Source organism: Pseudoalteromonas sp. UCD-33C (genome assembly GCF_001306895.1).
In the GTDB taxonomy this organism is placed as follows: domain Bacteria; phylum Pseudomonadota; class Gammaproteobacteria; order Enterobacterales; family Alteromonadaceae; genus Pseudoalteromonas.
Genome location: NZ_LJTB01000013.1, coordinates 76,674 through 90,668, shown reverse-complemented (window position 1 = coordinate 90,668; position 13,995 = coordinate 76,674). Strand labels below are relative to the sequence as shown.

Below are 13,995 nucleotides of genomic sequence, written 5' to 3'. Positions count from 1 at the left end.
TTCGGGTTGTCATGCCAATGGCACTGCCCGGTAGCTACGTTCGGAACTGATAAGCGCTGAAAGCATCTAAGCGCGAAGCAGGCCTCGAGATGAGTTCTCACTAGACTTTTAAAGTCTCTGAAGGGCCGTTGAAGACTACAACGTTGATAGGCAGGATGTGGAAGTGGTGYGAGCCATTAAGCTAACCTGTACTAATTACCCGTGAGGCTTAACCATACAACGCCAAACGCGTTTTATGACAGCGTAACAGACAGAAGTTAAGACACTAAAGTAGATTTTACTTGATATCAGAATTCCAGATTTATTAATTTGCTCAAAAGAGCGAATTAAACCAAATTTGCTTGGTGACAATAGCGTTTTGGACCCACCTGACCCCATGCCGAACTCAGTAGTGAAACGAAACAGCGCCGATGATAGTGTAGCAGCTGCTATGTGAAAGTAGGTCATCGCCAGGCTCCAAATTAAAGAAAGCCCGATTCGAAAGAGTCGGGCTTTTTTGCGTCTGGAGCTATCAGCTGTCAGCCGTCAGTTGAACTGTGGGGTTGTTTAGTACAGAGTCACCCTCAGCAACAACCCCCGTAGGAGGCACTTCAGTGCCGAATTAAGACCTTTACAAACACATTCATGGCTAAAGCCATTCCTACAGTACACTTTGTCTAGAGCCTAGAGCCTAGAGCCTAGAGCCTAGAGCCTAGAGCCTAGAGCCTAGAGCCTAGAGCCTAGAGCCTAGAACCTAGAACCTAGAACCTCCACCTATCGGCTGATCGCTGACGGCTGAAAGCTGATAGCTCTGTGATGTGTTTGGTTTCGCTTCGCTCTACCCAACCTAAGCCAGCCCTTTAAATCTTCCCCTTGCTAACTAGCAATTCACGACCCAATTTACCCTTTGTTGCAATTTTAATCTTGGTTTAGTACCTGAGCTATGTAAAACTATTTGCGTTTTTAAACCACAATCAGGTGACATGAATGTCTCAAATAAAAGCTTGGAAACTTATTAGCCTGTTTTGTTTGGTAAGCTTGCTTATGGGCTGTGAGTCGAAAGAAGAGCAGCTGAAACAAACAATACAACAATCCATAGAAAAAGCTGAAGTTGAATTAAATCAACTTGGTACAGCGCTTGATAATGGCTCTTTGCGTAATGCGACGATACTTAAACAATACGGCAAGGTGCTTGCTGAGCAGCAACCGCAACTTTCTGAGATCGCCCGTGTAATTAGTCTTGATGCGACTCGTGAAGGGGCTATTTATTCAGGTCTTACACAACGCTTAGCTGATGTTAAGTCTACTTATCTAATACCACCATATGAAGATACTCTTCATCAACTTGATCTTATTCGTGATGCTGCCAAGCCATCTTTATTTCAAGATGCGCTTACCGATCCTATCAATATGCTTGCTGATATGTCGCAGGGGTCATTGGCGCGCGTTGGCGCAGTTAGTGAAGCTGCTGAAGGCGAAAGTGTTGGTAACCAGTTAGTTGGCAACCCTAACTATGGGCAATGGCAAACAAATAGCAGCGGTACCAGCTTTTGGGTATGGTACGGGATGTATCGCATGTTGGGCGATGTATTCGACCGAGTTGAGTATGGTCGCTGGAGCCGTCACAGAAAGTACAGCTATTACAATGACTATGGCCGTTACCGTTATTCGAGCCCAAAGCAGATTAAAGCACAACAAACGGTAGAGACACGTACTCGTCAGTCTTATCAACGCCAAGGTAAACAATTCACTAGTCCGTATGCCAAGAAGCGTAGTGGCGCATCTGGATTAAGCCGAAGCAGCTATACGCCGCCACGCACACGTAGTAGCTATGCTTCTAGCAGTAGTTACAGTAGAAGCTCTGGGTCATTACGCAACAGCTCGAGCAGAACATCACGTGGCATTAGCCGCGGTAAGTAGTGAAAAGAATAACCACCGGAGTTACAACATATGTATGAATTTAATGGAATAACAACTTGGTCGTTGCAAGCTTTAGCAATCGACTTTGCAATCATTATCGCTTTATTTGTCAGCTTAAAATTTATCAAAGGCTGGGTATCTAACTTACACGCTAATGATGAAATAACTGAACGTGACAATTTTGCTTTTGGTATTAGTTTTGCGGCTGGGCTTGTGGCACTTGCTATTGTTCTTAGTGGCGTGAGCAGCGGCGCATTTGCACCGACTTTACAACAAGAAGCATTACAAATGCTAGGTTATGGTGTGATGGCGATTGTGCTTATCAAGCTAGGTCACTTCTTCCAAGACAAGGTAGCGCTTCGTAAAGTGAGCCTGCATGACGAAATCGTAAAAGGTAATGCTACTGCTGCACTCATTGATTTTGGCCATGTGGTGAGTGTGGCGATTGTCATTCGCTCAGCTTTATTTTGGGTGGCAACTGAAGGCTGGCATGGTATTCCAATTGTGATCGCAGCTTTTGCCATTGGCAGCATTGCGATGCTACTGATCAGTCAATATCGAGTGCAGTTATTCAAGCGTACTAATCGCAGTGGTGATTGCTTACAGCAAGCGGTTATTGACGGTAACTTAGCAGTAGGTATTCGTTATGCTGGCTTTTTAGTGGGTAGTGCATTGGCATTAACGGCAGCATCAGGTATTGCTCCTTATGCGGCTGACAACATTGTTGCTAGTTTAGGTTACTGGGCATTAAGTGCAGCAGTGAGTTTAGTTGCTTTCATTTTACTACACTTAGTGACTATCAAAATCATCCTATCTGGTTGTGATATTTCAGATGAAGTGAACCGCCAGAAGAACGTGGGTGTAGCAGCTATCTCTGCAGCAATCTCATTTGCGATTGGTTCGACCATGGCAACCTTGTTAGGTGCCTAATTAAGTGTCTACTAAAACAAGCGCCCCAAGTAGAGCCAATCTACTTGGGCATGATTTCCTATTAATAACTGTTATGGCCGTACTCGCTGGGTGCGGCCTTATTTATGAATACCTGCTATCTCATTATGCTGGTCGTGTCTTAGGCTCGGTCGAGAGTGCCATTTATGCCATGATCGGCACCATGATTGTCGCTATGGGTATCGGTGCATTTTTAGCACGTTGGTTTAAAGATGCATTTACTGCTTTCGCGTGGCTAGAGAGTATTATTGCCTTGGTCGGCATGGGCTGTATTTTAGCGATAGCGAGTGTTATCGCTGTCAGTTATTCATTGCCGCATATCTTCTCCGAAATTTTTAACTTGCCTGCAGATACCGTACTTAATGGCTATGTATTTGAAAAGCTACAAGAGTGGTCACGTTTCTTACCCTATGTGTTTGGTCTGTTACTCGGGCTATTGATCGGTATGGAGATCCCGCTAATTGCGCGTATTCGCCAGCAAGTTTATGGCCGCTTTTTAGAAAATAATGCGGGAACTATTTACGGGGCGGATTATATCGGTGCCGGTGTCGGTGCTGCGATTTGGGTGAGCATTATGCTTGCGATGCCAATTATGCAAGCAGCAGCTTGGACGGCGTTGTTTAATATTATTGCTGGTCTCGTGTTTTTATGGCGCTATCATCAACATGTTCGCTTCGCTAAGCTACTGCTAGTTTGCCATGTGCTGTTGTTGGTGTTTTTTGCGTTTGTGCTTGTGCTTGGCACTAGTTGGATGAAAAACCTAAGCAATGTTTTATACAAAGATAAAGTTATCTACTCGCAAGCAACTAAGTATCAGCACCTAGTTTTAACTGAGCGTTTGAGCCGCAATCAGCCTAATGCAATTACCGATCTTTACCTCAATGGCCGTTTACAATTCTCAAGTGTGGATGAGCAAATTTATCATTCTATGCTTGTCTATCCTGCTATGTTGGCTTCAAATCGCCACGACCGTGTGTTGATCATCGGGGGTGGTGATGGGCTTGCATTGCGTGATGTTTTGAAGTGGCCAGTAGAGCATGTCACCTTGGTTGACTTAGATGGTCAGTTGTTAAACTTATTTGGTAATGATGTCGGCGACTATGATGCGCCAGAGGAAATCAGAACACGTTTAACAGCGCTAAATAAGCACTCTATGAGTGATCCCCGCGCTGATATTCGCATTGCAGATGCCTTTTTAGAGGTCGAAGCTATGCTTGCTAAAGGCGAGCGCTTTGACACTATTTTAATTGACCTACCAGACCCTAATCACCCTGATCTTAATAAGATGTACAGTGATTATTTTTATAATCATGTGCGTCAGTTGTTGGCACCTGATGGGGCTGTGGCCGTGCAATCAACATCGCCTTATCATGCGAAGAAAGCATTTTTAAGTATTGCTAAAACAATGAAAGCTGCTGGCTTTGGTTATGTTGAGCAATACCAACAGAATATTCCTTCGTTTGGTCAATGGGGTTGGACTATCGCGACCACCGCTGGCAAATCAGCAAGTCAGCGAATTCGCGAAACGAACGAATTACCCGTGCCATCTCGTTGGGTAAGCAAAGAATATTTATTGGCTTCTTTTGTGTTTCCGAATCATTTTTTTGAACAAGTAAACACGATTGAAGTCAATAGATTAGGTTCAGGAACCTTATATGATTATTACCGCCAAGCGTGGCAAGTTGAAACCGAATTGTACAAAAATTGATATTTTATAGTTGACATAATATGTCGGCTATGCAAATCTTAACTCAGACATAATATGTCAAAACGTAAAAAGGTGAGACATGGAATTAAATGAACTATCAATCAAACTGGCTTCTTTTGAAACAGAAGGTGTGAGCTTTGAGTCTTTCTTGATTGCCAACGAAGGTGAGCAAGATGTGTTACAAGTTATCGTCGATGGGAATGATGAGTTACCTATCTTTGTTACCCAAACAGAAGAGCAACTACTGTGTATAAGCTACCTGTTTGCTGAAAACGAAGTACAAGCAGATATGCGTAATGAGTTAAACGAAACGTTACTACGTTTAAATGTACCAATTCCATTAAGTGCATTTGCAAAAATTGATGATAAATACGCTATTTTTGGCGCGTTATCGGTTAATTCATCGTTTGATGATATTACCCATGAGTTGGTAACACTGGCAGACAATGCGATTGATGCACTTGAAGCCGTGACCATTTATTTAAACGATTAATTAGCAATTTCTGGAGTTAAGATTATGAGTATTTTAAAGAAACTATTTACAGCTGTACGTGGTGGCGCTCGTGAAGCAGGACAAGCAATTGTTGATGCAAACGGTATCCGTATCTTTGAACAAGAAATTGCTGATGCACAAAATGCCCTACAACGCGCTAAAAAAAGCCTTACCGAAGTAATGGCAAAAGAGATGCAAACGAAGCGTAAAATTAGCGCACTAGATGCATCAATTGCAGAACATGAAGCGTATGCAGGTCAAGCACTTGAAAAAGGCAATGAAGCGCTAGCATTAGAAATCGCAGAAAAAATCGGTGATTTTGAAGCTGAGAAAGCAGAGCACGAAGAAGTGTTAGCTGGTTTTAGTAACCACATTGTGCAACTAAAGCAGCAAGTTAAAGATGCTGAAAAGTCGATTAAAGAAAACCAACGTCAATTAACGATGGTTAAAACGACAGAGAGTGTTCAGCAAGCAACAATGGCTGTTAATAGCACGCTAAATACTAACAGCTCATCAATGACATCAGCACGTGAGTCTCTTGAGCGTATTAAGCAGCGTCAGCAAGACCGCCAAGACCAGTTAGGTGCGGCTAAGCAATTAGAAGCTGATACTAATGGCGATGATTTAAAAGCGAAAATGGCTGAAGCGGGTATTGGTGATACCAATCCGAAAAGCGCGGATATTCTGGCGCGTATTAAAGCAAAACAAAATAGCTAATCAGTTAACGGAAAGACAAAAGGTAACTCACGCACTGGGTTACCTTTTTTGCTTCAACAAGGAGTCAGCCTATGTTTAACTTTTTCAAATCTAAAAAAGCCCCAGAGCGTCAGCTTACTGATCCAAGCCAATTACTTGTTGGTGATATGCTAACAGTGATTGATTCGTTCGCTTACCCAAGCTGGTTAAAAGGACAAACACTGCGTGTTATTGATGTGCAAACGTATCAGTACCAACGTAGTGCAGAGTATGAGTTGGTACTCGAGAGTGAATCTGGCCAAGTGGTGTTTTTGCAAATTGAATCAGATGACGGTGAGCAATGGGCAAACTTGGCGATCAAAATTCAACGCGACGATGTTGATGAGATTTTTACCCTTGATGAGTTCGCTCGTATTTTTGATGAAGACGAATTAACGGCAATTAACGTGCAAAATAGTCCGGAGCGTTTTAGTCACTTTTTAGCATCGAGCTACAAACAATCAGAAGCACCTTATGTGTGTTATTTCCATAATAAGGACTACCGCAATAAACCTTTACCTCGTTATGAAGACGAAGGTGGTGAGCCGTGTGAAATGATCTGTTTAAGCTCAGATGATGAATCGCATAGTTTAAATATTGAGATTTGGGAAGGCGGTGAAACAGAGGTATCACTGACGTTAACCAGACCAATTAGCGATATTGTTGACTTATTTCCTGGGGATGCCAAGTGAGTGATGCAAAAGCCAAATGGCAGCGTCAGGAGCAAGCCGTTAGAGCCACGCAAATGGCGTTTGATTTAAGCTCTGAAGTGCAAAAATCAATTAAGAAGCAAGCCATTGACCAAGAGCTTACGCCATCAGATATGATCCGTAAGATTTTGGAGCTCGACGTTAAGTCGAAAAAAACCAGGCAGCGTTTATCGTTTAACTTAAATGATGAAGAGATTGCTTTATTGGCTGAGCGCTTTGGTGTTGCAGCCGATGATAAGCGTGCTGTGAAGCAGCGCGTGGCTGAATTACTCATTGAACACAGTAAAAAAAGCTAAGGTTTTGCCTTTACTTCTTTAAGCCCTTACACTGAGGCTAGATGTTTTAAAGAAGTGGCATGACTGTGGATATTATTTTACTTGCGTATTTAGTTATTTTTGCATTATTTGGCACTGCAGCAAGTTACTTTGTTCGCTACATTTATGCTTACTGGGTGCATAATACAATGCAGGTTAAGTACATATATAAGGCCGGGATTTGTATCATCAGCGTGGTGATAGTATCCGGCCTTATTGCATTATTTACTTAATCTCGATTGCTTGGCACTGCTGTGAAATACACAGCGATTGTATAGGCAGAACTGGTGAGCAATCGTTAACAGTTAATGCTTGATCAGATGACTTTTCAGCGGCTGTAATTCGCTCTGCAAGTTGCTCTGCTTGCTCTTGTGTATTGTTTAACGTTGAATAAACCACATAGCGACTTGGCCCACCACATGCCCGCTCACCAACTTCTAACACCTTACATTGAAAGCTCGCGGTACAGCTATTATTGCTAACGATATCGTTCAGCTGATCGTTTAAATCACCTAAATCAACGCGCGCAGAACTACCCGACGTTGTTGTTTCGCAACCGCTTAAAGCAATGCTTGCTAACACAGTTGTGGTGATGAAAAGTTTCTTGAAAGTCGATGAACGAACCATTATTGCTTATTCCTTAGTATACACTTGCCGCTGAGCCTTCGATTCTAACACAAGTATTCTCAGAACACTGCGCACCTGGTGCGGTTAGATGCTGACAAATACTCATCATGTCGTTTGCTGCGTTAAATTGCTTTTCAAGGGCGGTGATATCTTTTGCAAGCTTTTCAACCTCAGCAGTGTCAGCTGTTTTGGTTGAATAAACAATAAAGCTACTTGGGCCGCCACAAGCACGACTACCAACAGGTAATACTTTACATTGGGTGCTGTTGTCACAGCTTGGATCATCGATTAATTGTTTAAGTTGCTCATGGGCAGAGCTAATAGTGGCTTTATCTGGGGCTGCTTTGGTCACTTCCTCAGTGTTTTTTATTTCAACGGCTTTTGGTGCCTCGACAAGTTTATTGCTGGTTGCCGTTGATTCGGCTTGCTCATTAGTTGCAGCGTCCGAGCACGCAGTTAATAACACAGGAAATAAAATTGCCAATAGTGGATAGCGCATAACATACCTAAAAATCGTTGAATAAGTACTCACTATCATACACATTGCTCAAAGTGGAGCAATAAAAACGTTAGCTTTCAGTAAGTAGCTCTGTATTCACAGAGCTACAATAAGATAAAAGTTTTACAGCTATCTGCAATAAATAGGTATTACAAACCACCTTGGGTTAGTTTGGCTGGGTTCAATAACTCGCTCAGTTCTTCGCGTGAAATATCCGTATGCTCAGCAGCAACATCAATAATAGGGCGACCTTCTTGATAAGCTAATTTGGCAATTTTTGCGGCTTTGCTATAGCCGATCACCGGATTAAGTGCAGTAACCAGAATTGGGTTTTTAGCGAGCGCTTTATCAACATTGCTTTGGTTTACTTTAAAGCTGGCAATCGCTTTATCTGCCAGTGCTTCACTGCTATTTGCTAAAAGTTCGATACTTTGCAAAATGTTTAGGGCAATCACAGGTAGCATTACATTGAGCTCAAAGTTACCGGCTTGACCAGCCACTGTAATGGTCGCGTCATTGCCAATTACTTGTGCGCTGACCATAGCCGCCGCTTCAGGGATCACAGGGTTTACTTTACCCGGCATAATTGATGAACCTGGCTGTAGAGCTTCAAGTTCAATTTCACCAAGACCTGCAAGTGGGCCAGAGTTCATCCAGCGCAAGTCATTGGCTATTTTCATTTGTGCTACAGCAAGTACCTTTAGCTGGCCTGAGAGCGCAACAATGGCGTCTTGTGAGCCTATGTTATAAAAGAAGTTTTTGCTTGGGCTAAAGCGAATACCTACATTCTCACTCAAGTGTTGGCAAAACTCACCGGCAAATGCTGGATCGGCATTTATGCCGGTACCAACTGCTGTGCCACCTTGTGCAAGTTCACAAACTCGCTCAAGAGCTTGGCGAATGCCTGCCATTGCATGATCCACTTGTAACTGCCATGCAGCCAGTGTTTGTGAAAAACTCACAGGCATTGCATCCATTAAATGTGTGCGACCGGTTTTCACAATATGGCCCACTTCGGCTTGTTTGCTTTGTAGGCTTTGACTGAGTTTATCGAGTTTAGGAAACAGCTCATAAATGATGTTAATAGCGCTACTTACAGCAATCGCAGTGGGGATCACATCATTTGAGCTTTGTCCCATGTTCACATCATCGTTGGGGTGAATGGTTTCCCCTGCAAATTGGCTCGCCAGCGTTGCAATGACTTCATTGGCATTCATATTTGAGCTAGTGCCAGAGCCTGTCTGAAATACATCAACAGGAAACTCTGAAAAATGTTTACCGTCGATGACCTCTTGGCATGCTTGCTCAATAGCTTTAGCTTTACCTTGACTCAAATGGCCTAAAGCAGCATTACTTTGCGCGGCAGCTTGCTTAATGTAGGCGAGGGCGGTGATAAATTGCTTAGGCATGGCTAAGCCACTAATTTGAAAATTGTTGATAGCGCGTTGCGTTTGAGCTTGATACAACGCATTGGCAGGGACTTGTAGTTCACCCATGCTATCTGATTCGGTTCTAAATTGGCTCATAAACACTCCTAAATCGGGTTAAATTCTTGGCTGAGAAGACACGCTTCTCGCTCCAAACTGAAATACTTTTCAATACAGTTATGAGTTTTGTAGTAACGCTTTAGCGCAAGTTGCGGTTTATAAAGCTGAGCCAAACATTGTTTACGAATTGCATTATGCACTAATGAATCACACATCTTTTCAAGTAGTTCATGAAAGGTGCGTCTTAGATACAGCTCTTGCAAAATAAAGTTGTGATGCTTTTCGTAATAGCGTGCGATGTTTAAACCCGCTTCAACATAGTTAGCAACAAGTGCAGGGGCATGTAGCCCAGGTCTTTGGCAAACACATTTCATTTGCCGCTGATAATGGAGCATAGCATTGTGAGAGTGCATAGAAAAACCGATTAACTGTAATGATAATTGTTATCATTACAGTTAATCGGTTTTAGTGCAAGTCTTATATATTGAAGCTAAGACTGAATGGATTAACTGTGTGTGATTAATTGTAGCCGAGAATAAAAATCTGGTCTGTTTCATGTTTTTTCGGCGCCTGTACATTTTCTTTGTTACATTGAGAAAGAAGATCGATCACGGTTGCTCTGTCATCACAACTTGTTAAGGCGGCTTTTTCGCTTTCAGCACGTTCGCTGGCTGCAAGTGCTGCATCTACAGCGGTGTAGGGTGAGATATACATAATATTGCTCCTATTGGTTAACTCACTTAAGAAATAGCATAAGCTGTACCAATATTGATTAATAAATTTAACTTGTTGAAAATAATGGGTTTATATTTTTAACTAATAAATTCACCGCGACTTTATTATTTATTTTTGCTTTACTGTTGTGCACTAATTACCAAACATGGTGCACTAATTTGTATGGATAAACCCTTCTCTCAAGCCTGTGAAAACAACAAATTACCTATTTTAAACGTATTAGAAGCGTTCTTTTCTGATGTGACGGATGTATTAGAAGTCGGCTCAGGTACTGGGCAACATAGTGTGCATTTTGCAACGCATTTAGCACATTTGCAGTGGCATTGCAGTGATCGCGAGGTTAATCACCCAGGGATTTTACAATGGCATCAAGAAGCTGCATTAACTAACTTGCATGCGCCACTGACACTCGACCTTAATGATCCTTGGCCGGTTGAAACTGTGAATGCCATTTTCACCGCGAACACAATACACATTATTAGCTGGCCACTGGTGGAGCGCTTTTTCCAAGGTGTAGCAAAGCACTTAGCGCCAAAAGGTAAGCTGTGTATTTATGGACCATTTAAGTACCAAGGTAAGTTTACCAGTGCTAGTAATGCCGAATTCGATGCTTTTTTAAAACAGCGAGATGCAAATAGTGCGATTCGTGATTTTGAAGCGATTTGCCAACTTGCAGAGCAAGCAGGCTTAACCTTGGTTGAAGATGTGCAAATGCCAGCGAATAACCAATTATTGCTGTTTAAAAGGCAGTAAGCTTTCGCAATGGGCTTTATAGAGCGCCATATGTTGGCGTTCTCTAGTAATAAAATCGCTAATGGCAGCTGCAAAATCACCGTGCTGAATATGATGCAGTGAATAGGTAGATACGGGCTTAAAACCACGACTTATTTTATGCTCACCTTGTGCGCCAGAATGGAACTGTTTAAGTTTGTTGGCAATGCAGTATTCAATGCCTTGGTAATAGCAAAGCTCAAAGTGCAAACTATCGAGCTCATAGTTCGTTCCCCAGTAACGACCATACAAACAGTTCTGATCTTTAAAACTGAGAGTGGCGGCAATCACCTCTCCTTGATATTTAGCGAACATTAGCACCAGTTTGTCGGCCATGCTTTGCTGCAATAACTCGAAAAAGGCGGTATTCAAATAACCATTGTGGCCTGAGCGCTTTAAATAGGTTTGGCGGTAAAAATGACTAAATTGCTGCATGTGCTGTTTGCTGATGTCAGCACCTTCGATCCATTCTACGGCTATCTGCTGTTCAGTTATTTTAGCGCGTTCTTTTTTGAGCGATTTACGCTTTCTTGCGGTGAGTGAAGCTAAAAAATCCTCAAAGCAATTATAGCCTTCATTAAACCACTGAAACTGCACGCCATGACGTTGCATTACGGTATCGCTAGTTAATGCAGTCGCTTGTTGCTGGTAGCAAAAATTTATATGCCAACCTGACCAGCCTAACTGCGCTGCTGTTGCTGTGAGTACATGCTGAGTGTAAGCATAGACTTCAGTGGGGTTATCGTGATTTATACTAATTCTTTGCCCAGCAATAGGTGTGAATGGTACGCCACACAGCCATTTAGGGTAATACTCTAGGCCATGTTGTTGATAGGCTTCAGCCCAAGCCCAGTCAAATACATATTCACCATAAGAGTGGTGTTTTAGATACCCGGGTAGTAAGGCTATGACCTGTTCTTGCTGGTAAATTGCTAGGTGCATAGGTTGCCAACCCGACTCTTCACTCACACAGCCCGTTTGTTCTAAAGCCGCTAAAAAAGCGTGATCAGTAAAGGGCGTATCATCAAAAAATGACTGCCAAAGAGTGGCATCAATCTCACTTATTTGATTAAACCAGCGGTGGCTAAACTCACTCATTGTGCAGCCGATTCAATATCTTTGATGAAACTGTTGATATGCATAGCAAGCTTATCGAAATAAGGGTTAAACGTGAGTCGTGCAAAGGGTTTGTGCGCTTGTAAATTTTCGGCTGTTCGTTCACCCATCACAACGTCTTTTTGGTATTTGCAGGCTGTATAAAGCGTGTCGTCATCTAAGTAGCTTCCGCAATTGCGATACAATGCTGTGCGACCGTAGTAAGGGTTGCTGGGTGTATTAACAATACCAATATGTGACATTCCTTTGATTTTTTTACAGTCATCGGTGTCGCAGTCATCACGAATTATTTGGTAATCAGCTGGAAAGCTGGCGGGAATATTATCGTCATCACCATAGTATACAAGGCGATCAAGCTGGTTATTTTTGCGCGTTTTTGGGTCGTGCAGCTTAGTTAAAATCTTAAAGGTTGCTTGGTTATCTATTGTGGTGTCAACATCACTAAAAGTGCTAAATATCGCTACATTAGGGAGTTGGCGATGACGTAGTTCATCAAGGCTAATACGGCTCATTGCTTCGTGACTAGCTGAGGCTGCACTAAATGGAAACGACTCATACTTGGCAAAATCAAGGTCCGCATCTTTATCAATCCAATTCACAAATGGAATCGCATCAACCCATTTCGCCAGCCAACCGTTTTTATTGTGTGGCTCGCTTGCGGGTGAAAACAACATAGCAGCAGTAATCTTATTATCGACCGGGCCTTGAGTTAAGTAATCAATAACCAGTGCAGCACCCGTTGAGTAGCCCCCTAATATCACCTGATCAAAATCTTTTAATGTGCGCTCAATGGCATACACGCTAGCCTTTTGCCAATCATCGGCATCGATGTCTCTAAGTGCTGCAGGAGCGGTACCATGCCCAGGTAGTAAAATTGTGCGTACCGTATACCCTTGTTGATAATACACTTGTGCAAGGTCGTGATAGGTAAAGGGTGAGTCGGTTAAACCGTGGATCAAGAGCACTGCTTTACGGCTATTGGCCTGTTTAAGTTCAAATGGGCTTATTAAATCGGCAACAGTCGCGTTAGCTGGTCGAGCGCCTTGTGCAACAAGCTGCTGATAGGTGTCTGTGTAAACAGGGCATGGCAAATTAGCGCGCGGGTTTTCGCTACTAATTTGCAGGTAAGCAGCGGTTAAATAGTCACTAAATGCTTGCTCGATATTATAGCTAAAGGTGCTATGGGTGCGTGGTAATGGCTCTCTAAACAGTCCTTCGCGCTTACTTTTCATCATCAGTTCTTGGTCTTCAAGCTGAGTAAGGCAGGTTTGTTGCTGTGCCATTAATGAGCTGCTAAATAGCCCACTGATGGCCGAAGAGATAGCAACTAAGTTGATGAATTTCATATTTTAAGCATCCTTTTAAAGCCTATTTTTAGCTTATCGAGTTATGTTTTATTTGCAAGCAAGGTGCGTCAAGCGAGCGGTAAATGACGCTTAGTGAACGCTTGTTTTAAGACCACTGTCGATTCGATGTTAGCAATACAATCAATACTACCTAATTTATGTTTCACAAAGCTTTCATAGCTTTCTAAATCAGCGGCAACGATCTTCAGCAGGTAATCATAACTGCCTGAAATAACAGAACACTCAAGTACATGGTCAAGCTTCTCAACCTGCTGTTCAAATTGCTCAGCAGCGGTAACAGAGTTCTGGTTTAAGCGAACAAAGGCATACACAGACACATTTAAATCAACGGCTTTAGGATTGATGGCAGCATGGTAACCACTGATCACATTTGCTGATTCGAGCTTTTTAATGCGGCGTAGGCAAGGGGTATCGGACAGGCTAACCGAGTGTGCCAGCTCTGAGACAGAAGTTCTCGCATTATCCTGTAAAGCATTAAGTAATTGTTGGTCTTTTTTATCTAATTTCATTTTTATTTGAGTGATTTTCACTAATCTAGATGGATTCTAGTCTATATTTTGGCGATTAGCACTCATTGAACTCTGTT

17 protein-coding genes and 2 rRNA genes are annotated in these 13,995 nt (G+C 42.6%); 11 read left to right on the top strand and 8 right to left on the bottom strand.

Going from position 1 to position 13,995, the window contains the following annotated elements; translation table 11 throughout:
- The 10 genes from AOG26_RS17895 to AOG26_RS20995 all read left to right on the top strand — a co-directional run.
- A 23S ribosomal RNA gene (locus tag AOG26_RS17895) occupies positions 1 to 216 on the top strand; the annotation flags it as partial.
- 124 nt (positions 217 to 340) lie between these two features.
- A 5S ribosomal RNA gene (gene rrf / locus AOG26_RS17890) occupies positions 341 to 455 on the top strand.
- Between the two features lie 511 nt (positions 456 to 966).
- Entirely contained in the window at positions 967 to 1,899 is a 933-nt protein-coding gene (locus AOG26_RS17885; RefSeq protein ID WP_054563731.1) for a hypothetical protein, read from the top strand.
- 30 nt (positions 1,900 to 1,929) lie between these two features.
- Positions 1,930 to 2,829 carry a DUF350 domain-containing protein gene (locus tag AOG26_RS17880; protein ID WP_054563730.1) on the top strand — a complete coding sequence of 300 codons (900 nt, stop codon included), beginning with the start codon at positions 1,930 to 1,932 and terminating at the stop codon, positions 2,827 to 2,829.
- A 73-nt stretch (positions 2,830 to 2,902) separates the two neighbouring features.
- The gene (locus AOG26_RS17875; RefSeq protein ID WP_414858337.1) at positions 2,903 to 4,555 is read left to right on the top strand and encodes a polyamine aminopropyltransferase; all 1,653 of its coding nucleotides are present in this window, start codon (positions 2,903 to 2,905) and stop codon (positions 4,553 to 4,555) included.
- Between the two features lie 79 nt (positions 4,556 to 4,634).
- Entirely contained in the window at positions 4,635 to 5,048 is a 414-nt protein-coding gene (locus tag AOG26_RS17870) for a YjfI family protein (protein WP_054563728.1), read from the top strand.
- 24 nt (positions 5,049 to 5,072) lie between these two features.
- Positions 5,073 to 5,765, top strand: coding sequence for a PspA/IM30 family protein (locus AOG26_RS17865; RefSeq protein ID WP_054563727.1), 693 nt, complete (start codon positions 5,073 to 5,075; stop codon positions 5,763 to 5,765).
- Between the two features lie 71 nt (positions 5,766 to 5,836).
- Positions 5,837 to 6,475, top strand: a complete 639-nt coding sequence (locus AOG26_RS17860; RefSeq protein WP_054563726.1) for a hypothetical protein — start codon at positions 5,837 to 5,839, stop codon at positions 6,473 to 6,475.
- The gene (locus tag AOG26_RS17855; protein WP_054554605.1) at positions 6,472 to 6,789 is read left to right on the top strand and encodes a hypothetical protein; all 318 of its coding nucleotides are present in this window, start codon (positions 6,472 to 6,474) and stop codon (positions 6,787 to 6,789) included. The genes AOG26_RS17860 and AOG26_RS17855 overlap by 4 nt, the downstream gene beginning before the upstream one ends.
- A gap of 65 nt (positions 6,790 to 6,854) precedes the next feature.
- The gene (locus AOG26_RS20995; protein ID WP_054554683.1) at positions 6,855 to 7,040 is read left to right on the top strand and encodes a hypothetical protein; all 186 of its coding nucleotides are present in this window, start codon (positions 6,855 to 6,857) and stop codon (positions 7,038 to 7,040) included.
- Here the strand turns inward: AOG26_RS20995 and AOG26_RS17845 are convergent.
- The 5 genes from AOG26_RS17845 to AOG26_RS17825 all read right to left on the bottom strand — a co-directional run bounded on the left by AOG26_RS17845 (position 7,033) and on the right by AOG26_RS17825 (position 10,134).
- Positions 7,033 to 7,434 (bottom strand): hypothetical protein, encoded by a 402-nt coding sequence (locus AOG26_RS17845; protein ID WP_054563725.1) that lies wholly within the window; start codon positions 7,432 to 7,434, stop codon positions 7,033 to 7,035. The genes AOG26_RS20995 and AOG26_RS17845 overlap by 8 nt on opposite strands.
- 13 nt (positions 7,435 to 7,447) lie before the next feature.
- Complete coding sequence (locus AOG26_RS17840) at positions 7,448 to 7,933, bottom strand: hypothetical protein (protein ID WP_054563724.1); 486 nt, start codon at positions 7,931 to 7,933, stop codon at positions 7,448 to 7,450.
- A gap of 149 nt (positions 7,934 to 8,082) precedes the next feature.
- Positions 8,083 to 9,459 (bottom strand): class II fumarate hydratase, encoded by a 1,377-nt coding sequence (locus tag AOG26_RS17835; RefSeq protein WP_054563723.1) that lies wholly within the window; start codon positions 9,457 to 9,459, stop codon positions 8,083 to 8,085.
- Between the two features lie 8 nt (positions 9,460 to 9,467).
- Positions 9,468 to 9,794, bottom strand: a complete 327-nt coding sequence (locus tag AOG26_RS17830; RefSeq protein WP_058585360.1) for a hypothetical protein — start codon at positions 9,792 to 9,794, stop codon at positions 9,468 to 9,470.
- Positions 9,795 to 9,939: 145 nt separating this feature from the next.
- The gene (locus tag AOG26_RS17825; RefSeq protein WP_054554610.1) at positions 9,940 to 10,134 is read right to left on the bottom strand and encodes a hypothetical protein; all 195 of its coding nucleotides are present in this window, start codon (positions 10,132 to 10,134) and stop codon (positions 9,940 to 9,942) included.
- 183 nt (positions 10,135 to 10,317) lie between these two features.
- Here AOG26_RS17825 and AOG26_RS17820 point away from each other — a divergent pair, with 183 nt between their 5' ends.
- Positions 10,318 to 10,908, top strand: coding sequence for a DUF938 domain-containing protein (locus tag AOG26_RS17820; RefSeq protein WP_054563722.1), 591 nt, complete (start codon positions 10,318 to 10,320; stop codon positions 10,906 to 10,908).
- Here AOG26_RS17820 and AOG26_RS17815 read toward each other — a convergent pair.
- The 3 genes from AOG26_RS17815 to AOG26_RS17805 form a co-directional block, all read right to left on the bottom strand.
- On the bottom strand, positions 10,885 to 12,024 hold the full coding sequence (locus AOG26_RS17815) for a GNAT family N-acetyltransferase (RefSeq protein WP_054563721.1): 1,140 nt from the start codon (positions 12,022 to 12,024) through the stop codon (positions 10,885 to 10,887). The genes AOG26_RS17820 and AOG26_RS17815 overlap by 24 nt on opposite strands.
- The gene (locus AOG26_RS17810; protein ID WP_054563720.1) at positions 12,021 to 13,388 is read right to left on the bottom strand and encodes an alpha/beta hydrolase; all 1,368 of its coding nucleotides are present in this window, start codon (positions 13,386 to 13,388) and stop codon (positions 12,021 to 12,023) included. Before AOG26_RS17810 ends, AOG26_RS17815 begins: the two co-directional genes overlap by 4 nt.
- A 68-nt stretch (positions 13,389 to 13,456) precedes the next feature.
- On the bottom strand, positions 13,457 to 13,918 hold the full coding sequence (locus AOG26_RS17805; protein WP_054563719.1) for an Lrp/AsnC family transcriptional regulator: 462 nt from the start codon (positions 13,916 to 13,918) through the stop codon (positions 13,457 to 13,459).
- Positions 13,919 to 13,995 lie beyond the last annotated feature (77 nt).